Annotated in this window: 21 protein-coding genes; 3 read left to right on the plus strand and 18 right to left on the minus strand. The window is 73.2% G+C overall.

From position 1 onward, the window contains the following. Positions 1-21: 21 nt before the first annotated feature. The 5 genes from der to BX286_RS09370 form a co-directional block, all read right to left on the minus strand. Positions 22-1,485: a ribosome biogenesis GTPase Der gene (gene der / locus BX286_RS09350; RefSeq protein WP_079425465.1), complete on the minus strand. Its 1,464-nt coding sequence runs from the start codon at positions 1,483-1,485 to the stop codon at positions 22-24. 78 nt (positions 1,486-1,563) lie between these two features. Next, positions 1,564-2,247, minus strand: coding sequence for a lysophospholipid acyltransferase family protein (locus BX286_RS09355; RefSeq protein ID WP_121014837.1), 684 nt, complete (start codon positions 2,245-2,247; stop codon positions 1,564-1,566). Continuing rightward, on the minus strand, positions 2,208-2,909 hold the full coding sequence (gene cmk / locus BX286_RS09360) for a (d)CMP kinase (protein WP_079425468.1): 702 nt from the start codon (positions 2,907-2,909) through the stop codon (positions 2,208-2,210). The genes BX286_RS09355 and cmk overlap by 40 nt, the downstream gene beginning before the upstream one ends. 134 nt (positions 2,910-3,043) lie before the next feature. Further along, positions 3,044-4,132 (minus strand): prephenate dehydrogenase, encoded by a 1,089-nt coding sequence (locus BX286_RS09365; protein WP_079425470.1) that lies wholly within the window; start codon positions 4,130-4,132, stop codon positions 3,044-3,046. Between the two features lie 131 nt (positions 4,133-4,263). Next, the gene (locus BX286_RS09370; protein WP_398898329.1) at positions 4,264-4,845 is read right to left on the minus strand and encodes a YidB family protein; all 582 of its coding nucleotides are present in this window, start codon (positions 4,843-4,845) and stop codon (positions 4,264-4,266) included. Between BX286_RS09370 and BX286_RS09375 the strand changes: the two genes are divergently transcribed. The 3 genes from BX286_RS09375 (at position 4,832) to BX286_RS09385 (ending at position 6,464) form a co-directional block, all read left to right on the plus strand. Then, entirely contained in the window at positions 4,832-5,176 is a 345-nt protein-coding gene (locus BX286_RS09375; RefSeq protein ID WP_121014839.1) for a DUF952 domain-containing protein, read from the plus strand. The genes BX286_RS09370 and BX286_RS09375 overlap by 14 nt on opposite strands. 86 nt (positions 5,177-5,262) lie before the next feature. Continuing rightward, positions 5,263-5,754 (plus strand): Rieske (2Fe-2S) protein, encoded by a 492-nt coding sequence (locus BX286_RS09380; protein WP_121014840.1) that lies wholly within the window; start codon positions 5,263-5,265, stop codon positions 5,752-5,754. 29 nt (positions 5,755-5,783) lie between these two features. Then, positions 5,784-6,464 carry a DNA polymerase beta superfamily protein gene (locus BX286_RS09385; RefSeq protein ID WP_121014841.1) on the plus strand — a complete coding sequence of 227 codons (681 nt, stop codon included), beginning with the start codon at positions 5,784-5,786 and terminating at the stop codon, positions 6,462-6,464. A 10-nt stretch (positions 6,465-6,474) separates the two neighbouring features. Here BX286_RS09385 and BX286_RS09390 read toward each other — a convergent pair whose 3' ends face one another. From BX286_RS09390 to BX286_RS09450, 13 genes are all read right to left on the minus strand, one after another. Then, complete coding sequence (locus BX286_RS09390; RefSeq protein ID WP_121014842.1) at positions 6,475-7,491, minus strand: ADP-ribosylglycohydrolase family protein; 1,017 nt, start codon at positions 7,489-7,491, stop codon at positions 6,475-6,477. Then, complete coding sequence (locus tag BX286_RS09395; protein ID WP_121017602.1) at positions 7,488-8,252, minus strand: NUDIX domain-containing protein; 765 nt, start codon at positions 8,250-8,252, stop codon at positions 7,488-7,490. Before BX286_RS09395 ends, BX286_RS09390 begins: the two co-directional genes overlap by 4 nt. A gap of 86 nt (positions 8,253-8,338) precedes the next feature. Further along, on the minus strand, positions 8,339-9,427 hold the full coding sequence (locus tag BX286_RS09400) for an AAA family ATPase (protein ID WP_121014843.1): 1,089 nt from the start codon (positions 9,425-9,427) through the stop codon (positions 8,339-8,341). Beyond that, complete coding sequence (gene pnuC / locus BX286_RS09405; RefSeq protein WP_079425485.1) at positions 9,424-10,038, minus strand: nicotinamide riboside transporter PnuC; 615 nt, start codon at positions 10,036-10,038, stop codon at positions 9,424-9,426. The genes BX286_RS09400 and pnuC overlap by 4 nt, the downstream gene beginning before the upstream one ends. Before the next feature lie 158 nt (positions 10,039-10,196). After that, positions 10,197-11,435, minus strand: coding sequence for a pseudouridine synthase (locus tag BX286_RS09410; RefSeq protein WP_079425487.1), 1,239 nt, complete (start codon positions 11,433-11,435; stop codon positions 10,197-10,199). Then, positions 11,435-12,055, minus strand: coding sequence for an SMC-Scp complex subunit ScpB (scpB, locus tag BX286_RS09415; RefSeq protein WP_079425489.1), 621 nt, complete (start codon positions 12,053-12,055; stop codon positions 11,435-11,437). The genes BX286_RS09410 and scpB overlap by 1 nt, the downstream gene beginning before the upstream one ends. Beyond that, complete coding sequence (locus BX286_RS09420; RefSeq protein WP_121014844.1) at positions 12,052-13,143, minus strand: ScpA family protein; 1,092 nt, start codon at positions 13,141-13,143, stop codon at positions 12,052-12,054. Before BX286_RS09420 ends, scpB begins: the two co-directional genes overlap by 4 nt. A 368-nt stretch (positions 13,144-13,511) precedes the next feature. Continuing rightward, positions 13,512-14,033, minus strand: coding sequence for a hypothetical protein (locus BX286_RS09425; protein WP_121014845.1), 522 nt, complete (start codon positions 14,031-14,033; stop codon positions 13,512-13,514). After that, positions 14,018-15,055, minus strand: coding sequence for a ParA family protein (locus BX286_RS09430; RefSeq protein WP_237292736.1), 1,038 nt, complete (start codon positions 15,053-15,055; stop codon positions 14,018-14,020). The genes BX286_RS09425 and BX286_RS09430 overlap by 16 nt, the downstream gene beginning before the upstream one ends. Before the next feature lie 449 nt (positions 15,056-15,504). After that, positions 15,505-16,620: an alanine dehydrogenase gene (ald, locus tag BX286_RS09435; protein WP_121014846.1), complete on the minus strand. Its 1,116-nt coding sequence runs from the start codon at positions 16,618-16,620 to the stop codon at positions 15,505-15,507. 152 nt (positions 16,621-16,772) lie between these two features. Beyond that, complete coding sequence (locus BX286_RS09440; RefSeq protein ID WP_261993390.1) at positions 16,773-18,824, minus strand: tetratricopeptide repeat protein; 2,052 nt, start codon at positions 18,822-18,824, stop codon at positions 16,773-16,775. A gap of 121 nt (positions 18,825-18,945) precedes the next feature. Next, complete coding sequence (locus BX286_RS09445; protein ID WP_121014847.1) at positions 18,946-19,596, minus strand: NUDIX domain-containing protein; 651 nt, start codon at positions 19,594-19,596, stop codon at positions 18,946-18,948. 74 nt (positions 19,597-19,670) lie between these two features. After that, positions 19,671-21,305 (minus strand): CTP synthase, encoded by a 1,635-nt coding sequence (locus tag BX286_RS09450; protein ID WP_237292739.1) that lies wholly within the window; start codon positions 21,303-21,305, stop codon positions 19,671-19,673. Positions 21,306-21,454 lie beyond the last annotated feature (149 nt).

Raw genomic sequence — 21,454 nt, forward strand, 5'->3', positions numbered from 1 at the left:
CCCGGCCCGCCACCGCGACCGCTACTTCTTCTTCTTGTACTGGGCGCCGCGCTTCTCGCGAACCCGCACCGAGATGTGCAGCGGGGTGCCCTCGAAGCCGAACTCCTCGCGCAGGCGGCGCTCGATGAAGCGCCGGTAACCGTGCTCCAGGAAGCCGGAGGCGAAGAGGACGAACCGCGGCGGCTTGCTGCCCGCCTGGGTACCGAACAGGATGCGGGGCTGCTTGCCGCCGCGGATCGGGTGCGGGTGCGCGGCGACGATCTCGCCGAGGAAGGCGTTCAGCCGGCCGGTGGGGACGCGCGTCTCCCAGCCCGCGAGGGCGGTCTCGATCGCCGGGACCAGCTTCTCCATGTGGCGGCCGGTCTTCGCCGAGACGTTGACCCGGGGCGCCCAGGAGACCTGCTGCATCTCGGTCTCGATCTCGCGCTCGAGGTAGTAGCGGCGCTCCTCGTCCAGCTCGTCCCACTTGTTGTACGCGATCACGATCGCGCGGCCGGCCTCGACGGCCATGGTGATGATGCGCTGGTCCTGGACGCTGATGGACTCGGTGGTGTCGATCAGGATGACCGCCACCTCGGCCTTCTCGACGGCCGCGGCCGTGCGCAGCGAGGCGTAGTAGTCGGCGCCCTGCTGGAGGTGGACCTTCTTGCGGATGCCCGCCGTGTCGACGAACTTCCAGGTGACCCCGCCGAGCTCGATGAGCTCGTCGACCGGGTCGCGGGTGGTGCCGGCCAGCTCGTTGACGACGACGCGGTCCTCGCGCGCGACCTTGTTCAGGAGGGAGGACTTGCCGACGTTGGGGCGGCCGATCAGGGCGATGCGGCGCGGGCCGCCGACCGGGGCCCCGCCGAAGGTCTGCTCGGGGGCCTCGGGCAGGACCTCCAGGACGGCGTCGAGCATGTCGCCCGTGCCGCGGCCGTGCAGCGAGGAGACCGGGAACGGCTGGCCCAGGCCCAGGGACCACAGGTAGGCCGCGTCGGCCTCGCCGCTCTGGCCGTCGACCTTGTTGGCGCACAGGACGACGGGCTTGCCGGACCGGCGCAGCAGCTTGACGACGGCCTCGTCGCTGTCGGTGGCGCCGACCTTGGCGTCCACGACGAAGACGACCGCGTCGGCGGCCTCGATGGCGTACTCGGCCTGGGCGGCGACGGAGGCGTCGATGCCGAGGACGTCCTGCTCCCAGCCGCCGGTGTCGACGACCTTGAAGCGGCGGCCCGCCCACTCGGCCTCGTAGGTCACGCGGTCGCGGGTGACGCCCGGCTTGTCCTCGACGACCGCCTCACGGCGGCCGATGATGCGGTTGACCAGGGTCGACTTGCCCACGTTCGGGCGGCCGACGACGGCGAGTACGGGCAGCGGTCCGTGGCCGGCTTCGCCGATGGCGTCCTCGACGTCCTCGAGGTCGAAGCCTTCCTCCGCGGCGAGCTCCATGAACTCCGCGTACTCGGCGTCGCCAAGTGCTCCGTGGTCGTGCTGGTCGTTCATGAAGTCCGTTCCTCGTCGTTCGTGGTGGTCGGTGGTGTCGTCCGCGCGGCGGGCACCACTACTGGGTTCAAGTCTCGCTCAGCGCCCGGTGAGGCGCTTGGCGTCGGCCAGGTGGGCCGTCAGCCGGTCCTGGATGCGCACGGTGGCCGCGTCCAGCGCGGTCCGCGTACGGCGGCCCGTGCCGTCCCCGGCCTCGAAGGCGGAGCCGAAGACGATGTCGACGCGGCTGCGCAGCGGCGGCAGGCCCTTGACGAGCCGGCCCTTGGCCTCGGTGCTGCCGAGGACGGCGACCGGCACGATGGGCGCGCCGCTGCGGACCGCGAAGTAGGTGAGGCCGGCGCGCAGGGACGCGAAGTCCCCGTCGCCGCGGGTGCCCTCGGGGAATATCCCGAGGGCGCCGCCGTTGCCGAGGACGTCCAGGGCGCGGGTGACTGCGGTCCGGTCGGTGCCGGAGCGGTCCACCTTCACCTGTCCGATCCCCTCCAGGAAGGGACCGAGCGGCCCGACGAACGCCTCCTTCTTGATCAGGAAGTGCAGCGGCCGGGGTGCGGTGCCCATGACCAGGGGTCCGTCGATGTTGTGGGAGTGGTTCACGGCCAGGATCACGGGGCCGGTGGCGGGTACCTTCCAGGCACCCAGCACACGCGGCTTCCAGAGCCCGTACATGAGCCCGATTCCGATGCGTCTGCCGACCGCCGCACCCTTGAGGGAGGGCGTATCGCTCACTTGCTCCGCCGCTCTTCCACCAGGGTCACGACGCACTCGATGACCTGGTCGAGGGTGAGCTCGGTGGTGTCCACCTCGACGGCGTCGGCGGCCTTGGCCAGCGGGGAGGTCTTGCGGCCGGAGTCGGCGGCGTCCCGCTTGATCAGGGCTTCCCTGGTGGCGGCGAGGTCGGCGGCCTCCTTGCCGCGCAGTTCGCCGTTGCGGCGGGCGGCGCGGGCCTCGGCGGAGGCGGTCAGGAAGATCTTGAGGTCGGCGTCGGGCAGGACGGTGGTGCCGATGTCCCGGCCCTCGACGACGATCCCGCCGGCCTGCGCGGCCGCTTCGGCGGCGATGGAGCGCTGGAGCTCGGTGATCAGGGTGCGCACCTCGGGGACGGCGCTGACGGCGCTGACCTTGGAGGTGACCTCCTGGGTGCGGATGGGGCCGGAGGCGTCCTGTCCGTCGACGGTGATGGTGGGCGCGGAGGGGTCCGTGCCGGAGACGATGGCCGGCTTGCCGGCGGCGAGGGCGATGGCCTGCGGGTCGTCGGTGTCGACGCCGTTGGTGATCATCCACCAGGTGATGGCCCGGTACTGGGCACCGGTGTCCAGGTAGCGCAGCCCGAGCTTGGCGGCCACGGCCTTGGAGGTGCTGGACTTGCCCGTGCCGGAGGGACCGTCGATGGCGACGATCACGGCGGACGGAGCTGCGGATTCCACGGTGCGGGCACCTTCCTGGTTGCGCGTACGTGTCCGGGCGCGCCCATAGCGCCCCTCACCAGGTTACCGGGCCCTGGCACCGGCCGGTCCCGGGCGGTCGGCGGGGCCCGCACGGGGCCCCGCCGGGTGCCCGGCTACTGCTGGCGCAGGGCCCAGCCCCGCTCGCTGAGCTCGGCGGTCAGGGGGGCGACGGCCCTGGGCTCGACCATGAGCTGCACCAGGCCCGCCTGCTGGCCGGTGGCGTGCTCGATCCGCACGTCCTCGATGTTGACCCCGGCCCGGCCGGCGTCGGCGAAGATCCGGGCCAGCTCGCCGGGCTTGTCGCTGATGAACACCCCGACCGTCTCGTAGGCCGTGGGGGCCGCGCCGTGCTTGCCGGGGACGCGGACGCGGCCGGCGTTGCCGCGCTTGAGGACGTCCTCGATGCCGGCGGCCCCGCCCCGGCGCTTGGCCTCGTCGGCGGACTGCAGGCCGCGCAGCGCCTCGACGGTCTCCTCCAGGTCGGCGGCGATGCCGGCCAGGACGTCGGCCACGGGCCCGGGGTTGGCGGAGAGGATCTCCACCCACATCCGGGGGTCGGAGGCGGCGATCCGGGTCACGTCGCGGATGCCCTGCCCGCACAGCCGCACCGCCGTCTCGTCCGCCTCCTCCAGGCGGGCGGCGACCATGCTGGAGACCAGCTGCGGGGTGTGGGAGACCAGCGCGACCGCCCGGTCGTGGGCGTCGGCGTCCATCACCACGGGGACGGCCCGGCACAGGGCGACGAGCTCCAGCGCGAGGTTCAGCACCTCGTGGTCGGTGTCCCGGGTCGGGGTCAGCACCCAGGGGCGGCCCTCGAACAGGTCGGCGGTCGCGGCCAGCGGGCCGGAGCGCTCCTTGCCGGCCATGGGATGGGTGCCGATGTAGGCGGAGGTGTCGGCGCCCAGGGCGGCGAGCTCGCGGCGCGGCCCGCCCTTGACGCTGGCCACGTCCACGTAGGCCCGGGCCAGTCCGCGTCCGATGGCGTCGGCCAGGGCCGCGGCCACGTGGGCGGGCGGTACGGCGACGATCGCGAGGTCGACCTGGCCCTCGGGGGCGTCGTCGGTGCCGGCGCCGAGGGCAGCGGCGGTACGGGCCTGCGCGGGGTCGTGGTCGACGAGGTGGACGGAGATCCCGCGGGCGGTCAGGGCGAGCGCCGCGGAGGTGCCGATCAGTCCGGTTCCGATGACGACGGCGGTTCTCACGGGGGCGCTCCAAGGGTGATCACGTAACGACGGGCCGGGCCTGACTCAGGGTAGCCACTCGGTACCGCGAGAGGACCCGGCGGTCCGCCCTGTGGACGGGGCCGGGCCCTCGCGGCCGGTCGTGCCGGAAGTCAGAGGTTCTGCTGCCGGATGATGTCCTCCAGGGATCCGGAGGGCACCTGCCCGTCCGGGGTGAGCTTGTCGACGACCTGGGGAAGGTGCTGGGCGATCTGGTCGGCCGCCTCCTGGGGGCTGACGCCCGCATGCTCGGCCGCCTGCCGCAGGGCGTCGTCCGGGAGGGCCTTGACGACCTGCTCCCCGCTGACGGGCTGGTTGTCGCCGGTGCCGATCCAGGACTGGGCCTGGTCGGCAAGGCCGGACTTGGTCAGCATGTCCAGCAGCTCGCCGAGGGGGTTGTTCGCGCCCGCGCCGCCCGCACCGCCACCGCCCAGGAGGGCCCCCATCAGGGAGCCGAGGATGTTGCCGCCGCCTGCGGCGGCCGGGCCGCCCTGGCCGCCGCCGAGGAGTCCGCCGAGCAGGGAGCCGAGGTCGTTACCCGCCATCGTCGTGTGCCTTTCGGAGGGGGTCGGGCGCGCGTCGGCGGCGGCCCGGCTTCGAGACACCGACAATGTCGCCCAGATCGTCCCGTACCGCCACTTGGTATGCGGGCGTCGGCGCCGGTGCGGTAGAACCACCGGCATGATCTTCCACATCGTCCCGCTCGCGGACTGGAGCGCCGCTCCGGAGCTGCCGTACGCCCCCGCCTCGCTCGCCTCCGAGGGCTTCGTCCACTGTTCGGCGGACCGGCCGACCGTCCTCGCCATCGCGGGGTCCCACTACCGGGAGGTGCCGGGTCCGCTGCTCGCCGTGGAGCTCGACGAGGCGGCCCTGACGGCGGAGGTCCGCCGCACGGGGGGCCCCGGCGACCGGTACCCGCACGTTCATGGCCCGTTGAACCGGGAGGCCGTGGTGCGCGTGTGGGAGGTCGTACGCACGCCCGGCGGCGGTGCGGCGGAGCTGGCCCCCTGGCACCCGGGCGGATGAAACGGAGTGGCGGACTTCAATCGGAGCCCGGCACGCGCCAGGATGCTGCTCGCCAACCCCGCCACCGACCGAACAACGGAGCTCCCATGACCGAGTCACACACCGCCCGGCGCACGGTACTCGCGGCCGGGGCGGCCGCCCTGGCGGGCGGCACGCTCGCCGCCTGCGGCGGCGGGGAGAAGAAGCCCGCCACCGAGCCGTCGGCCCCGTCCGCCCCGTCCGCCCCGTCCGCGGCCGCCTCCGCGCCGGCGGCCTCGTCCCCGGTGGCGTCGGCCCCGCCGCAGGCGGCGAAGCCCCTCGTGGACTCCTCGAAGGTGCCGGTCGGCGGCGGCACGGTCCTCAAGGAGGCGAAGCTGGTGGTGACCCAGCCGACGGCCGGGTCCTTCCGCTGCTTCTCGGCGGTCTGCACCCACGAGGGCTGCCTGGTGAACAAGGTCGCGGACGGCACCATCGACTGCCCCTGCCACGGCAGCAAGTTCCAGGTGGCGGACGGTGCGGTGGCCCACGGCCCGGCGAGGCGGCCGCTGGAGGAGAAGCAGATCACGGTGGCCCCGAACGGGGAAATCTCGCTCGCCTAACCCGCACCCGCCCGCCTACCCTCCCCCGCATGGACGACCTCACCCTGGTCCGGGACCACACGATCTACGCCTGCGTGACGGGCTCCCGCGCCTTCGGGCTGGCCACGGAGACGAGCGACACCGACCGGCGCGGTGTCTTCCTCGCCCCCACGCCGCTCTTCTGGCGGTTCGACAAGCCCCCCACGCACGTGGAGGGGCCGCGGGAGGAGGAGTTCTCCTGGGAACTGGAGCGCTTCTGCGAGCTCGCGCTGCGCGCCAACCCCAACATCCTGGAGTGCCTGCACTCCCCGCTGGTGTACCGGACCACCCCGGTCGGAGAGGAACTCGTCTCCCTCCGCGAGGCCTTCCTCTCCCGCCGGGCCCACACCACCTTCACCCGCTACGCGGCCGGGCAGCACCGCAAACTCGTCGCGGACGTCCGCCTGCACGGCGCCCCCCGCTGGAAGCACGCCATGCACCTGCTGCGCCTGCTCCTGTCCTGCCGCGACCTGCTGCGCACGGGCCGCCTGGACATCGACGCCACCCCCTACCGCGACGGCCTCCTGGCGGTGAAGCGGGGCGAGCTGACCTGGGAGGAGGTCGACACCTGGATGACCCGCCTGACGGAGGAAGCCGAATCCGCCCTCGCCTCCACCCCCCTCCCCACCGACCCCGACCTCCCCCGCGTCGCCGACTTCCTCCACCGCACCCGCCGGGCGTCGGCCGTCTAGGCCGGACCGCTCACGCGTCCCAGAGGGCGCCGAAGGACAGGAGTTCCTCGCGGTATTCGATGCCGCCTTCCCAGTCGCGGGGCCAGACGTCCGCGCCGAGGTGGGCGCCCGCGAAGGCGCCGGCCAGGCAGGCCAGGGAGTCGGAGTCGCCCGACGTGCAGGCCGCGCGGCGCAGGGCCAGGAGGGGTTCGTCCGGGAAGAGCAGGAAGCAGTGCAGGGCCGTGGCCAGGGCCTCCTCGGCGATCCAGCCCTCGCCGGTGGCCAGGCAGGGGTCGGTCTCCGGGGAGGGGGTGCGCAGGGCCGCCGTGAGCCGGTCCAGGGCCGCCAGGCACTCGTCCCAGCCCCGGGCGATGAAGGACTCCGGGGAGGCGTCGCAGGCCGTGCGCATCCAGAGGTCGCCGAGCCAGCGCTCGTGGTAGCGGGTGCGGTTCTCCAGGGCGTACGAGCGCAGCCGCCCGACCAGGCCCGTCACCTCGGTGCCCTGCGCCAGGAGGTGCACGGCGCGTGCGGTCAGGTCGGAGGCGGCGAGGGCGGTGGGGTGGCCGTGGGTGAGGGCCGACTGGAGCTGGGCGGCGCCCGCGCGCTCCTCGTCCGTCCAGCCGGGGACCAGGCCGACCGGCGCCACGCGCATGTTGGCGCCGCAGCCCTTGGAGCCGGTCTGGCAGGCGTCGTGCCAGTCCCGCGCCGGGTCGTCCAGCAGGCGGCAGGCCACCATGCAGGTGCGGCCGGGGGCGCGGTTGTTCTCCGGGGAGTGGTACCAGTCGACGAACTCCTCGCGGACCGGCCGGGTCAGGCGCAGCGGGCCGACGCGGCCGCGCTCGGCGGCGGTCCGCATCCCGCGGGCCAGGGCCAGGGTCATCTGGGTGTCGTCGGTGACGATCGCCGGGCGCGGCAGCCGCATCTGCCGCCACGGGCCGGTCTTGGCCAGGATGGCCGGGACGTCGTTGAACTCGGTCGGGAAGCCGAGGGCGTCGCCCAGGGCCAGGCCGATCAGGGCGCCGGTCGCGGCGCGCTTGGGAGCGGTCACGGGGTCGGTCCTTCCGTGGGTCGCAGCAGGGGCGGGTGGAGCGTGGTCGCCGGTCCGGCCCGGTAGAGGGCGGCCGGTTTGCCGCGGCCTCCGGTGAGCCGGGCGGCGCCGGGCACGGCTTCGACGAAGCCGGGCGTGGCGAGCACCTTGCGGCGGAAGTTGGGCCGGTCGAGGCCGGTGCCCCAGACGGTCTCGTAGACGGCCTGGAGCTCCCCGAGGGTGAACTCGGGCGGGCAGAAGGCGGTGGCGAGGCAGGTGTACTCCAGCTTCGCGCCGACCCGGCGCCGGGCGTCGGCGAGGATCCGCCCGTGGTCGAAGGCGAGCCCCGAGGCCTCCCCGACCGGCACCCAGCGCGCCCGGTCGGCGTCCCCGCCGCCCTCCTCGGCCGGCTCGGGCAGGTCCGGCACGAGGGCGGTGAAGGCGACGGAGACCACCCGCATCCGGGGGTCGCGGTCCGGTTCGCTGTAGGTGCGCAGCTGCTCCAGGTGCAGGGCGCCGACCAGTTCCGGCGGCAGGCCCGTCTCCTCGGCGAGCTCGCGCAGCGCCGCCGTCTCGGCGGACTCCCGGGGCAGCACGAACCCGCCGGGCAGCGCCCAGGCCCCGGCGTAGGGTTCCCGCCCGCGCCGGATCAGGAGGACGTGCAGGGCGCCGCCGCGCACGGTGAGCACCGCCAGGTCGACGGTCACCGCGAACGGCTCGAAGGCGTACGGGTCGTAGGGAGCGGACGCCTGTGGTCCACGCCGGTCGGGCTCGGCCCGCACGGGCTCGGGCCGCACGGGGTCGGGCCGGTCGGGGTCGGGGCCGGGCGGGCGCCGCCGGTCGTCACGGTCCGCCGCCGCCGGGGGGTTCACCGGCGCTCCGGGAGGGGCGCCGTGAAGTGCCAGCCCTCGGCCAGCAGGCCGTCCACCGCCGCCACGGCCTGCTCCAGCCGCGAGCGCCGGTCACCGCTCACCACCAGGAAACGCCTCCCGGTGCGGGCGAGTTCCCGCCGGAAGCGGGCGGTCATCCAGGGCCTGAGCTCCGGGCCGTCGCGCAGCCCGTCGTCCTCGAAGGGGACCCCTTCGTGGTCCGTCAGCAGGTACAGGTCCCGCGGGGTCCGCGCGGCGATCCGCTCGACCTCGCGGCTGCGTCCGCCGACGTAGCGCTCGTGCCAGATGCCCGTCGCGAAGGAGTCGGTGTCGCAGAACAGCACCGGCGAGCCCAGCCGGGCGGCCCGGTCCTCGTTCTCGTCCTGCCGCCGGGCGATCACCGGGAACTCGCGCGAGGCGAAGGCCATGTCCTCCCAGGAGGCCGCCGGGTCCACGGCGCGGGCCGCGGCCAGCTTCTCCTCGCTGTACTGGCGCCCGTACTCGGCCACCCAGCCGGTCTTCGCCCACACCCCGCCGCGCCGCCGGTAGTGCGCGGCCAGCTCCCGCGAGAGGGTCGTCGTCCCCGTGGACTCGGCCCCGAGGACGACGACGCGCCGGGTCAGCGCGGCCCGGACGGCCGGCCCCAGGAACTCCCAGCAGCCGGCCGGGTCCGCCCGTACGGCCGTCCCGGAGACCGGGAACAGGCTGCGCGCCGGGTCCACCAGGACCTCCTCGGCGCCGAAGCGCCGGGCGAGCTCGGCCCCGTACTCCTCCGAGGTGAACACCGCGTCCACCCGCCGGCCCACCGCCGCCCGGAAGACCGCCATGTGCGCCTCCCAGACCTCCGGGTCGTGCAGGTCGACGGGGATGTCGTCGACCGCGCCGACCACGTGCGCCCCGGGATGCTCCTCGCGCATCCAGCGCACCCGGTCGGCGAGCGGCACCGATTCCACCGAGGCGGCGCAGACCAGCACGGTCAGCCGCTCGCACTGGTCCTGGGCGGTGCGCACCAGGTGGTGGTGGCCGGCGTGCGGCGGGTAGAACTTGCCGAGCACCAGCCCGTGCCCGAACCGCTTGCCGCCGCTCATGCGGCCACCCCCTCGGCCGCCGCCGTACGGGCGCCGCGCACCGGGAGCGCGCGCCGCCAGCCGACGTAGCCGGCCACGCACAGGGCCAGGAAGCCCACGTAGAGGACCGAGGTCAGGTACAGCCCCTTGTAGGCGTACAGCGGGACGTAGACGAGGTCGGCGGCGATCCACAGCCACCAGGACTCCAGGAGCTTGCGGCACTGCCCGTAGGTGGCCATGAGCGAGAGGGCGGTGGTGAGCGCGTCCCAGAAGGGGACGGTGGAGTCGCTGACCCGGCCGAGGAGCAGGGTCAGCGCGGCAGTCCCCACCGCCCCCGCCGCGAGCAGCCAGAGCCATTCGGCGCGCGTGGTGCGGCGCACCGGCAGGGCCTCGGCGGTTCCTGGTCCACCCCCGTGGGTCCAGGACCACCAGCCGTACGCGGCGAGGGCGATGAAGACGATCTGCAGCCCGGCGTCGGCGTAGAGGCCGGCCTGGGTGAACAGGACGATGAAGAACACGTTGTTGGCGATGCCGACCGGCCAGTTGGCGACGTGCTGCCGCGCCACCAGCCAGACGCACAGGGCGCCCGTGGCGAAGCCGAGGATCTCGGTCCAGCTCATGTACCAGCCCATGGGGCCACCCGCTCCCTTTAATAGTCAGCCTGACTATAAACAGGGGCGGGAAGCCCCGGCAAGGTGCGCGCGGGACCTGCGTGCGGGGCCTGCGTGCGGGAACGCGGAAGCCCGCGGTGCCGGTGGCACCGCGGGCTTCGCAGGGGTGTCGGGGGCGGCTAGAGGCCGACCTCGCGCATGAGCATGCCGACCTCGGTGTTGGTCAGGCGGCGCAGCCAGCCGGACTTCTGGTCGCCGAGCTCGATGGGGCCGAAGGCGGTCCGGACGAGCTTGTCGACCGGGAAGCCGGCCTCGGCCAGCATCCGGCGGACGATGTGCTTGCGGCCCTCGTGGAGGGTCACCTCGACCAGGTAGTTCTTGCCGACCTGGTCGACGACGCGGAAGTTGTCGGCCCGGGCGTAGCCGTCCTCCAGCTCGATGCCGTCCTTGAGCCGCTTGCCGATGTCGCGCGGCAGGGAGCCGGTGATCGCGGCGACGTAGGTCTTCTGCACGCCGTACTTGGGGTGCGTGAGGCGGTGGGCCAGCTCACCGTGGTTGGTGAGGAGGATGATGCCCTCGGTCTCGGTGTCGAGCCGGCCGACGTGGAAGAGGCGGGTCTCGCGGTTGGTGACGTAGTCGCCCAGGCACTGGCGGCCGTCCGGGTCCTCCATGGTGGAGACGACGCCGGCCGGCTTGTTCAGCGCGAAGAACAGGAACGACTGGGTGGCGACGGTCAGGCCGTCCACCTTGATCTCGTCCTTCGGCTGGACGCGCTTGCCCTGCTCCGTGACGATCTCGCCGTTCACCTCGACGCGGGCCTGCTCGATCAGCTCCTCGCAGGCGCGGCGCGAGCCCATGCCGGCCCGGGCCAGCACCTTCTGCAGCCGCTCGCCCTCCAGCTCGGCGCCGGGGAAGGTCTTCGGGGTCTTGATCACGGGCTTGTCGGCGTACCGGTCGCGCACCCGCTCCTCGATCCGCGCGTCCAGCTCGCGGGGGCGGGACTGGCCGCTGCGGCTGCCCGGACCGCGGCGCGGGCCGCCGGCCCCGCCGATACCGGGGGTCTTGGAGGTCTTGGGGCCGCCCTTGGCCCCGCCGCGCGCGGCCGCGCCGCGGGCACCGCCGCCACCGGCCTTGGGGCCGCTGCGGCTGCGCTCGCCCTCGGGGCCCACGTCGTAGCGGCGCTCCTCGGGACGGGGGTTGCGGGGACGCTGGGGCGCCTGGTCGCGGTCGCGGCCGCGACCGGCGGAGCCTCCGCCCTGGTACCCGCCGGAGGAGCTGCCGCCGCGGGAGCCGCCCCCGCCGGAGGAGCCGCCACCGCGGTAGCCACCGCCGCCGGAGCCGCCGCGGGAGCCACCGCGTCCGCCGCCACCGCCGCCGCTGTTCCTGTTGCCGCCGTTGCCGTTGCCGCTGCTTCGCATCAAAGTTCCGTCGTCTTGTCGTCGTCTACGTCAGTGTCCGGTGCGTCCGGATCGAACGACGGCACACCTTCTTGCGTCTCGGCTTCGATCGCGTCCGCCTCGGGGAGGAAGGGCGCGAGCTCCGGGAGCTCGTCCAGGCCTCGCAGGCCCATCCGCTCCAGAAAGTAGTTCGTCGTCCTGTACAGGATCGCACCTGTTTCGGGTTCCGTGCCCGCCTCGGCCACCAGACCCCTCTGGAGCAGGGTCCGCATGACCCCGTCGCAGTTGACCCCGCGGACCGCCGAGACCCTTGAGCGGCTCACCGGCTGGCGGTACGCGACGACCGCGAGGGTCTCCAGGGCCGCCTGGGTGAGGCGGGCCTGCTGGCCGTCCAGGACGAAGGCCTCGACGGCCTCCGCGTACTCGGGCCGGGTGTAGAACCGCCAGCCCCCGGCGACCAGGCGCAGCTCGAAGCCCCTGCGCTGGACGGTGTACTCGTCGGCGAGGGCGGCGAGGGCGTCGGCGACCTCGCGGGGGGTGCGTCCGAGCACCTTGGCCAGGTGCTCGGCGGTGGCGGGCTCGTCCACCACCATCAGAACGGCCTCCAGGGCCCCCTTCAGCTCCGTCGTCGTCCCGGTCACTCGGACACCTCCACCACTCGGTCGAACTCGTCGGTCACGGTCGGCATGCCGTCGCCGTCCCCGCCGCACCAGCGGACGGTGAGGGTGAGCAGGGCCTCCTCCTGGTCGAGGACCACGGCCTTCTCCCGGTAGAGCTCCAGGAGCGCCAGGAAGCGGGCCACGACGGTGAGGGTGTCCGGGGCGTCCTCGGTCAGCTCCCGGAACGTCGCCTCGCCGCGCGCCTTCAGCAGGCGCACGACGAGACCCGCCTGCTCGCGGACGCTGACCAGCGGGGCGTGGATGTGGTCGACGTAGACCTCGGGCTTGGCCCGGGGCTGCATGGCCTTGACGGCGAGGCGGGCGAGGCCGTCGGCGCCGATGCCGAGGACCACCTCCGGCAGCAGCTCGGCGTGGTGCGGCTCCAGCCCGACGGTCCGGGGGTAGCGGCGGGCCTCGTCGGCGGCGCGGTGCTCGAAGATCTCGGCGATCCGCTTGTACGCGCGGTACTGGAGCAGCCGGGCGAACAGCAGGTCCCGGGCCTCCAGCAGCGCGAGGTCGGCCTCGTCCTCCACCTCGGCGGCGGGCAGCAGCCGGGCGGCCTTGAGGTCGAGGAGGGTGGCGGCGACGACCAGGAACTCGGTGGTCTGGTCGAGGTCCCAGTCGGGGCCCATGGCGCGGATGTGCGCCATGAACTCGTCGGTGACCTTGGAGAGGGCGACCTCGGTGACGTCGAGCTTGTGCCGTGAGATCAGCTGGAGCAGCAGGTCGAAGGGGCCCTCGAAGTTGTCGAGCCGGAGCGTGAACCGGCCGTCGGCGGCGTCGGGGGGCGTGTCGGCGGCGTCGGGGGCATCGACCGCGCCGCCCCGGCCGGACCCGGTGTCGGTGTCGGGGGCCGTCTCCGCGGGGGCCGCCTCCGCCGTGTCGGGGGCCGTCCCGGGCTCCGGGAGCCGTTCCGGCGGCCCTACGGGGGATCCGGCGGCTTCGCGGCCGCGCGGGGTGGCATCGGCGCCCCCCGGGCCCTCGGGCCCCGCAGCGGGCGCCTCAGCGGGTTCCGCCGGGGTGCCGGGGCCGTGCCCCAGGGGGCGGCGGGGGGTGGGGTTCGGGGGCATGCGGGTCCAGGGTGGTGCGGTGTGACTGCCGGGCGGCCCTTGCAGCCTAGGCCCTGGCCGGGCGATTCCCGGCCCACCACCGTGCGCGGGGCAGGGGTGCCGCTGCGCGGGGCAGGCCCCTCCCCGCCCTTCCACCGTTCCCCGGGCGCCGCCCGGACCCTCCGCCGGCTACCGCCGGGAGGTGCCCCCGGGCGAGGCTGGAAGACCCGGGGCTCCGCCCCGGACCCCGGACGTGCGCTCCGCGCACGTGCGCTCAAACGCCGCGCGGGCTGGAATCGCCGTGCCGCCGCAGGATCCTGCCCCAGCCCCAGAACGGGGGCCGCGGCTCCCCGGGGAACGGCGGAAGGCCGGGAACGGCCTCCGCGGGCTCAGCGGCCCCGCAGGCGGCGGACCAGGATGCTGGCGTCGCCCCTCGATTCGAGGTCCGCCAGGACGACCGCGACCGCCTCGCGGACGATCCGGCCCCGGTCGACCGCGAGCCCGTGCTCCCCGCGGAGCACCAGCCGGGCGTGCTCCAGGTCCATCAGCTCCTCCGCGGAGACGTAGACCGTGATCTTCTCGTCGTGCCGCTCGCGCCCGCTCGGCCGGCGGTTCGCACCCCGGCCCTGGCCCTTGCCCTGGCGCGGCCCCGGAGCGCCGACACCGACGCCGCCGCCCGCACCGCCGGCAGAACCTTCCTGCGGCCTGCGCTGCGCGCCCACGCCCGGGCCGTCCCCGGTGGTCCTCGCCGTGCCGTCCGCCGGTGCGGCCGCCGCGTGCTCCGTACCGCCGCCCGCCACCGCCGGCGACGCCTCCTCGGCGCCCCGCCGGGGCGAGGACGACTGGAGGGCCATCCCCCCGGTCGTGCGGAACAGTTCGTCGGCGCCGGGCAGACTCACTCGGCGGGACACCGGGCGAGCACCTCCCTGGCCAGCTGGCGGTAGGCGGCGGCGCCGACGGAGTTGGAGGCGTACGTGGTGATCGGCTCGCCGGCGACCGTGGTCTCCGGGAAGCGCACGGTCCGGCCGATGACCGTGTGGTAGACGTGGTCGTCGAAGGCCTCGACCACGCGCGCCAGCACCTCCCGGCTGTGCACCGTACGGGAGTCGTACATCGTGGCGAGGATGCCGTCGAGCTCCAGCTCCGGGTTGAGCCGTTCCTGGACCTTCTCGATGGTCTCGGTCAGCAGCGCCACACCGCGCAGTGCGAAGAACTCGCATTCCAGCGGGACGATGACCTTGTGAGCCGCCGTCAGGGCGTTCACGGTCAGCAGGCCCAGCGAGGGCTGACAGTCGATCACGATGTAGTCGTAGTCGTTCATCAGCGGCTTGAGCGCCCGCTGGAGCGTCGACTCGCGCGCGACCTCGCTGACCAGCTGCACTTCGGCGGCGGACAGGTCGATGTTGCTCGGCAGCAGGTCCATGTTGGGGACCGCCGTCTTCAGCAGCACCTCGTCGGCCGACATGCCCCGCTCCATGAGCAGGTTGTAGACCGTCAGGTCGAGTTCCATCGGGTTCACGCCGAGGCCCACGGACAGCGCGCCCTGCGGGTCGAAGTCGACGAGCAGCACGCGGCGCCCGTACTCGGCGAGCGCGGCACCCAGGTTGATGGTCGACGTGGTCTTGCCGACGCCGCCCTTCTGGTTGCACATCGCGATGATCTTCGCCGGACCGTGGTCGGTCAGCGGGCCCGGGATCGGGAAGTACGGCAGCGGGCGCCCGGTAGGGCCGATGCGCTCGCGGCGCTGGCGGGCAGCGTCGGGCGCGAGGGTGGCCGCGTACTCGGGGTCGGGCTCGTACTCCGCGTCGGGGTCGTAGAAGTGCCCCTCGGGCACCTGGTCGTAGTCGGCGAAACCAATGGGCGCATCGCCGCTGTGGTCGCCGGCCGTGGAGTTCACGTCTAGGCCGTCCATGCTCTTTTGGGGCGTCGTCATGTGCTGGTGGTTTGCGAAGGTGCGGACCGCGACGGAGCCGACAGCTTCGAGCCCGGCGGAACTCTGGGTCCCCTCGGGCGTCCCTGCTCGACCACCCCCAGGAGCAAATGTCGACTCATTCACAAGTCGTCTTACCTCCTCGGGCGTGACCAGGACACTTATCGATAGGTCAGCGTTGCACCATGCCGACGGTTGGCGACTCTATGGCGTGTCACCGCTCAGCGGCAACACAATCCGCCGGACCCGGCACGATGTGTCGGCAACCGAACACCACTCTGTCAAGGGCGTGCGCGCTGTCGCTGTGAAGTTTCGCGGGTGCGCGAAAGGGTTAAAGGGTTACGTTCGAGGCGAGTTGAACGGCCTGAGCGGCCGGGCCGCAAACGCGTCCGGCCGGACCTTGCGGGCAAGGTCCGGCCGGAGACGTGAGATTGACGTCAGTCGTTGACGGTTCAGCCGAGAAGCGCGCTGAGCTCGACGGACTCGAGGTTGTGGGCCTCGGCGACGGGGCCGTAAACGACCTTGCCGTCATGGGTGTTGAGGCCCAGGGCCAGCGCCGCGTCGCGACGGAGCGCCTCGACCCAGCCGAGGTTCGCGAGCTGCACGATGTAGGGCAGCGTGGCGTTGGTCAGCGCGTAGGTGGAGGTGTTCGGCACCGCGCCCGGCATGTTGGCGACGCAGTAGAAGACCGAGTTGTGGACCTGGAAGGTCGGCTCGGCGTGGGTGGTCGGACGGGAGTCCTCGAAGCAGCCGCCCTGGTCGATGGCAATGTCGACAAGGACACTTCCGGGCTTCATCTTGGCGACGAGCTCGTTGGTGACCAGCTTCGGGGCCTTCGCACCCGGGATCAGTACGGCGCCGATGACGAGGTCGGCCTCGACCACGGCCTTCTCCAGCTCGTAGGCGTTGGAGACGATCGTCTTGATCTTCGTGCCGAAGATCTTGTCGGCCTCGCGGAGCTTGTTGATGTCCTTGTCGAGCAGGGTCACGTGGAAGCCCATGCCGATGGCGATCTGCGCCGCGTTCCAGCCGGAGACGCCGCCGCCGATGACCACGCACTCACCGGCGTGGGTGCCGGGGACACCGCCCGGGAGGACGCCGCGGCCGCCGGCCGAGCGCATCAGGTGGTAGGCGCCGACCTGCGGGGCCAGACGGCCCGCGACCTCGGACATCGGAGCGAGCAGCGGCAGCGCGCGGTTGGCGAGCTCGACCGTCTCGTACGCGATGGCGGTGGTGCCGGACTCCAGCAGGGCGTCCGTGCACTCGCGGGAGGCCGCCAGGTGCAGGTAGGTGAAGAGGGTCTGGTCCTTGCGGAGGCGGTGGTACTCCTCCGCGATCGGCTCCTTGACCTTCAGCAGCAGGTCAGCGGTGGCCCAGACCTCGTCGGCGGTGGCGAGGATCTCGGCACCGGCGGCGACGTACTCGGCGTCCGTGATCGAGGAGCCCACACCGGCGTTCTGCTCGATGAAGACCTGGTGGCCGTTGCGGACGAGCTCATGCACACCGGCGGGCGTGATGGCGACCCGGAACTCGTTGTTCTTGACCTCGCGGGGGATGCCGACCTTCATCGTCGATCACGGTCCTTGACTCAGGGGATGTTACGGGGCACTTCCATACATACCCGCCCACAAGAACGCGCAACGGGATGCACCACTGGATGTCGTGGTGAAGCCAGTCTAATGAAGGATGAGGCGCTGTCTAGCCTTGCAAACCAATAATTTCAGTCGGAGCCACTGCGGATTTCGCAGGCTGCGGGGTCGTCTCCCAGCAATCTGTCGGCCGCCGACCGGTGCAGCCGGGCGGCCGCCGGGTCGCCGAGGCGGTCCAGCGTGTCGGCGAGGCGGACCTGGAGCGCGGCCTGCAGCCGCAGGTCCCCGGCACGGCGCGCGAGCTCGATCGCCTCGCGGCAGGTGTGCAGCGATTCCTCGGGCCGCCCGGCGTACTCCTGGACGCGCGCCATCTCGCTCAACGCCTTTGCCTGCCCCGGGACATCGGCCAGCCGGCGGTAGCCCGCGGCGGCCGCGCGCCAGCTGCGCAGCGCCTCCCCGTAGCGGCCCGCGTAGGTGTGCACGTTGCCGAGCCGCCCGTACAGCCGGGCCTCGTCCGCCCGCTCCCCCCGCGCGAGGGCGTGGGCCAGGGCGCGGCCGAACCAGTCGGAGGCCCTCGGCCAGTCCGCCAGCTCCTGGTAGGCACCGCCTACGGATTCCATCGCGCGGCCGGTCGCGTAAGGGTCCTTCGCGGCCTTTCCGGCGGCCAGCGCGGCCCGGTACCGCTCCAGCGCCTCGTGGGTGCGGCCGGTCGCGGCGTCCAGGTCGGCCAGGTTCAGCAGGGCCGCGGCCTGCTCCCGGTACAGGTGGCGGCGCTCCGCCACGCCGAGCACGAGCCGGTGCAGCCCGTACAGCTCGGGGGCGGCCTCCTCGGTGCCCCGGTGCGCGGCCAGGGCTCTGACCAGTGCGGAGACCAGTCTGCGGGCCAGGGTGTCCAGGCCGCCGTCGGCCACGGCCAGGGTGGCGGAGGCGGTCAGCGCGGGCAGCCGGGTGTCCAGCCAGGTGGCGGCGGCCCGCCGGTCGGGGAAGCGGAGGGCGCGCGGGAGCCCGTCCAGGGCCTCCCGCGCCTCGGCGGCCTCCTCCTCGGGCAGCTCGGCCATGGCCCGGCAGGAGGTCAGCAGGCGCACGGTCCGCTCCAGCATCCTGGCCCGGGCCAGCTGCACCTCGGCGGGCCGCTCCTTGGACTCCAGCAGGGACCGGAGGAAGGGCGCGAGGCAGCCGGGGAGCCGGAAGAGGCCGTCGCGTTCGTGCCGTACGAGGCCCAGCCGGGCGAAGTCCTCCAGGGTGGACTGGGCCGCGGCCACGGAGCAGCCCGCGAGGGCGGAGGTGGTGTGGGAGTCGAGCATCCCGGCGGGGGCGAGCGGCAGCAGGCGGACGGTGCGCTGGGCGGGCTGCGGGAGGGACTCGTAGACGATCCGGAAGGCGCGGCCGAGCGGGCCGGAGGTGCCCGGGGGCATCTCGTGGAGCTGCTTGGCCAGGTCGGCGACGGCGGCCTTGGGGTGCGTGGCGAGCCAGCCGCCCGCCAGGGTGAGCACGGCCGGCAGCCCCCCGCACTCCTCGGCGAGGTCCTCGGCGGCGGTCGGGTCGACGGTGATCCGGGTGTCCCCGATGATCCGGCCGAGCAGGGCGACGGCGGAGGCGGTGTCCAGCCCGCCGAGGGTGCAGGGACGGACGTCGGGGATGCCGGTGAGGGGGCCCTCGGCGGTGACGACGACCAGGCACTCGGGGGTGTCGGGGAGCAGGGCGTCGACCTGGTGGGGGTCGGCGGCGTCGTCGAGCAGCAGGATCGCCCGCCGGTTCCTGAGGGTTTCGCGCAGGGCGGCGCTGAGGTCGTCCTCGCAGGCGCCGGGCGGGGTGCGCTCCCCGAGGCCCTCCAGCAGGGTGCGGACGGCCCGATCGGTCTCCAGGGGTTCGCCGCCGGGGGCGCTGAGCCGGACGCGGACCAGGCCGTCGGGGTATTCGTCGGCGACCTCGCGCACGAAGGCCTCGGCGAGGGCGGTCCGGCCGGAGCCGGGGCGTCCGGCGACGAGCAGCACCCGTGCGCGGGGCGACTTGGCCTTGCGGCCGGAGAGGGTGTCGAGCCCGGTCCGCGCGATGTCCTCGCGCAGCTCCTTCAGCTCACGCCGCCGCCCGACGAAATCCGCCACGGATCCGCTCCTCTCCCTGCCTTCGGGTTGCTGAGCGTAGTTCACGCAGAGCGACGGACCGTGTGGAGCGTGGCCCATAGATCGCCCGATCGGATCAGCGGATGGGCCTACTAATCCCCCGGGGGCCACTTCCCCCGTTCCCGAAGGGCGGGGCGGGGAGAAGCACCGCGCAGCGGCACCCGCACACCGCCCGGCGGGACTACGCCTCGTACGGCCGGGCCGGCCACGGGGCGTCCGCCGGGCGGAGGGCGTCGAGGCCCGCCTCGGAGGCGAGGGCGGCCGTCACGGCCAGGACACCCGTCACCAGCGCCGGGTTCCCGAGCTCGCCGGAGAGGACGCCCCGTACCAGAACCTCCCGCTCCACCCACTCCACCCGCATGTCCGCCTCCTCGGAATCCGTCTCGGCGTAGCGGACCCCGTCCGCCTCCGCCACGTCCCGCGCGAGGAAGATCCGGACCGCCTCGTCGGAGCCGCCCGGGGAGGCGTAGAAGTCGGCGAGCACCCGCCAGTCCCCCGCCTTGACGTGCGCCTCCTCGTACAGCTCCCGCTGGGCCGCGTGCAGCGGGTTCTCGCCGGGTACGTCGAGCAGCCCGGCCGGCAGCTCCCACAGCCGGCGCCGCACCGGGTGCCGGTACTGGTTGATCACCAGCACCCGCCCCGCCCCGTCCAGGGCGAGCACGCACACCGACCCCGGGTGCACCTGGTAGTCGCGCCGGGCCACGGACCCGTCCGGCATCCGCACCTCGTCGGAGTCGACCGCCGTCTTGGCGCCCTGGAACGGCCGCCTGGTCGACAGGGTCTCCCAGGATTCCGCGGTGTCCTTGATTGCGCTGCCGGTGTCGATGTCCATGCCGATGTCCTCCCACGACGTGCGACGGCCGGGATACGGAAGATCCGTACCCCGGCCGTCTACGTTACCGAGCGTCAGCCCTGCTGCTTGCGCTCCACCGCGGCCTTGACCAGGCCCGCGAAGAGCGGGTGCGGCCGGGTCGGGCGGGAGCGGAGTTCCGGGTGGGCCTGGGTGGCCACCAGGTAGGGGTGGACCTCGCGCGGGTACTCGACGTACTCGACGAGCTTGTTGTCCGGGGAGGTGCCGGAGAAGACCAGGCCGGCCTTCTTCTCCAGCTCGCCGCGGTAGGCGTTGTTCACCTCGTAGCGGTGGCGGTGGCGCTCGTCCACGTACGCCTGGTCGCCGTAGACCTCGCGCACGATGGAACCCTCGGCCAGCTTCGCCGGGTACATGCCCAGGCGCATCGTTCCGCCCAGGTCGCCCGCGCCCTCGACGAAGGCCAGCTGCTCCTCCATGGTCGAGATGACCGGGTGCGGGGTCGAGGGCTCGAACTCGGTGGAGTTCGCCTCCTCGATGCCCGCGAGGTTGCGCGCGGCCTCGATGACCACGCACTGCAGGCCCAGGCACAGGCCGAGCAGCGGGATCTTGTTCTCGCGGGCGTAGGTGATCGCGCCGACCTTGCCGTTCACACCGCGGTCGCCGAAGCCGCCGGGGACGCAGATCGCGTCCACGTCGGACAGCTGCGCGGCGGCGCCGGCCGGGGTCTTGCAGTCGTCGGAGGTGACCCACTTGATCTGGACGCGGGCCCGGTTGGCGAAACCGCCGGCGCGCAGCGCCTCGGTCACCGACAGGTAGGCGTCGGGCAGGTCGATGTACTTGCCGACCAGCGCGACCTTGACCTCGTGGTCGGGGTTGTGGACGCGGTCGAGCAGGTCCTCCCACACCGTCCAGTCGACGTCGCGGAAGGGCAGGTCGAGCTTGCGGACGACATAGGCGTCCAGGCCCTCGGTGTGCAGCACCTTGGGGATGTCGTAGATCGACTTGGCGTCGATCGCCGCGACCACGGCCGCCTCGTCCACGTCGCACATCAGCGAGATCTTGCGCTTGATGGAGGTGGGGACGTCGCGGTCGGCGCGCAGCACGATCGCGTCGGGCTGGATGCCGATGTTGCGCAGCGCGGCGACGGAGTGCTGGGTCGGCTTGGTCTTCAGCTCGCCGGAGGGGCCGATGTAGGGGAGCAGCGAGATGTGCACGACGAAGACGTTGTCGCGGCCGACCTCGTGGCGGACCTGGCGGACGGTCTCCAGGAACGGCAGCGACTCGATGTCGCCGACCGTGCCGCCGACCTCCGTGATGACCACGTCGACGTCGTCGGTGGCCATGCGGCGGATGCGGTGCTTGATCTCGTTGGTGATGTGCGGGATGACCTGCACGGTGTCGCCGAGGTACTCGCCGCGCCGCTCCTTGGCGATGACCTGCGAGTAGACCTGGCCGGTGGTGACGTTGGCCGAGCCGTCGAGGTCGACGTCGAGGAAGCGCTCGTAGTGGCCGATGTCCAGGTCGGTCTCGGCGCCGTCGTTGGTGACGAACACCTCGCCGTGCTGGAACGGGTTCATCGTGCCGGGGTCGACGTTCAGGTACGGGTCGAGCTTCTGCATCGTGACCCGCAGGCCGCGCGCCTTGAGCAGCGCACCCAGGCTGGAGGCCGTCAGGCCCTTGCCGAGGGACGAAGCGACACCCCCGGTGACGAAGATGTGCTTGGTCGTCATGGCTGTGCTGTTTCGGAAAGCAGCGGGCGGCATAGCCAAGAGGGGGCTCCCGTGGTCGCGAGGTGAGGTGCGTCCGGCGACTTCTCCCGTTTCCGGGGGTGCCGAAGCTGCGGTTTCGGGGCTCCTGATTCGCACAGGCAGACCACCGG

This window comes from Streptomyces sp. 3211.6 (assembly GCF_003634815.1).
GTDB lineage: Bacteria > Actinomycetota > Actinomycetes > Streptomycetales > Streptomycetaceae > Streptomyces > Streptomyces katrae_A.

Bases quoted from the DNA above. Each gene is read 5' to 3' on its own strand.
- BX286_RS09445 (WP_121014847.1), bottom strand. From the start codon at position 19,596: ATGGACATCGACACCGGCAGCGCAATCAAGGACACCGCGGAATCCTGG.
- BX286_RS09430 (WP_237292736.1), bottom strand. From the start codon at position 15,055: ATGACGACGCCCCAAAAGAGCATGGACGGCCTAGACGTGAACTCCACG.
- BX286_RS09450 (WP_237292739.1), bottom strand. From the start codon at position 21,305: ATGACGACCAAGCACATCTTCGTCACCGGGGGTGTCGCTTCGTCCCTC.
- BX286_RS09385 (WP_121014841.1), top strand. From the start codon at position 5,784: ATGGACGACCTCACCCTGGTCCGGGACCACACGATCTACGCCTGCGTG.
- der (WP_079425465.1), bottom strand. From the start codon at position 1,485: ATGAACGACCAGCACGACCACGGAGCACTTGGCGACGCCGAGTACGCG.
- pnuC (WP_079425485.1), bottom strand. From the start codon at position 10,038: ATGGGCTGGTACATGAGCTGGACCGAGATCCTCGGCTTCGCCACGGGC.
- BX286_RS09375 (WP_121014839.1), top strand. From the start codon at position 4,832: ATGATCTTCCACATCGTCCCGCTCGCGGACTGGAGCGCCGCTCCGGAG.
- BX286_RS09410 (WP_079425487.1), bottom strand. From the start codon at position 11,435: ATGCGAAGCAGCGGCAACGGCAACGGCGGCAACAGGAACAGCGGCGGC.
- ald (WP_121014846.1), bottom strand. From the start codon at position 16,620: ATGAAGGTCGGCATCCCCCGCGAGGTCAAGAACAACGAGTTCCGGGTC.
- BX286_RS09420 (WP_121014844.1), bottom strand. From the start codon at position 13,143: ATGCCCCCGAACCCCACCCCCCGCCGCCCCCTGGGGCACGGCCCCGGC.
- BX286_RS09440 (WP_261993390.1), bottom strand. From the start codon at position 18,824: ATGGGCCACGCTCCACACGGTCCGTCGCTCTGCGTGAACTACGCTCAG.
- BX286_RS09370 (WP_398898329.1), bottom strand. From the start codon at position 4,845: ATGTGGAAGATCATGCCGGTGGTTCTACCGCACCGGCGCCGACGCCCG.
- BX286_RS09380 (WP_121014840.1), top strand. From the start codon at position 5,263: ATGACCGAGTCACACACCGCCCGGCGCACGGTACTCGCGGCCGGGGCG.
- BX286_RS09400 (WP_121014843.1), bottom strand. From the start codon at position 9,427: ATGAGCGGCGGCAAGCGGTTCGGGCACGGGCTGGTGCTCGGCAAGTTC.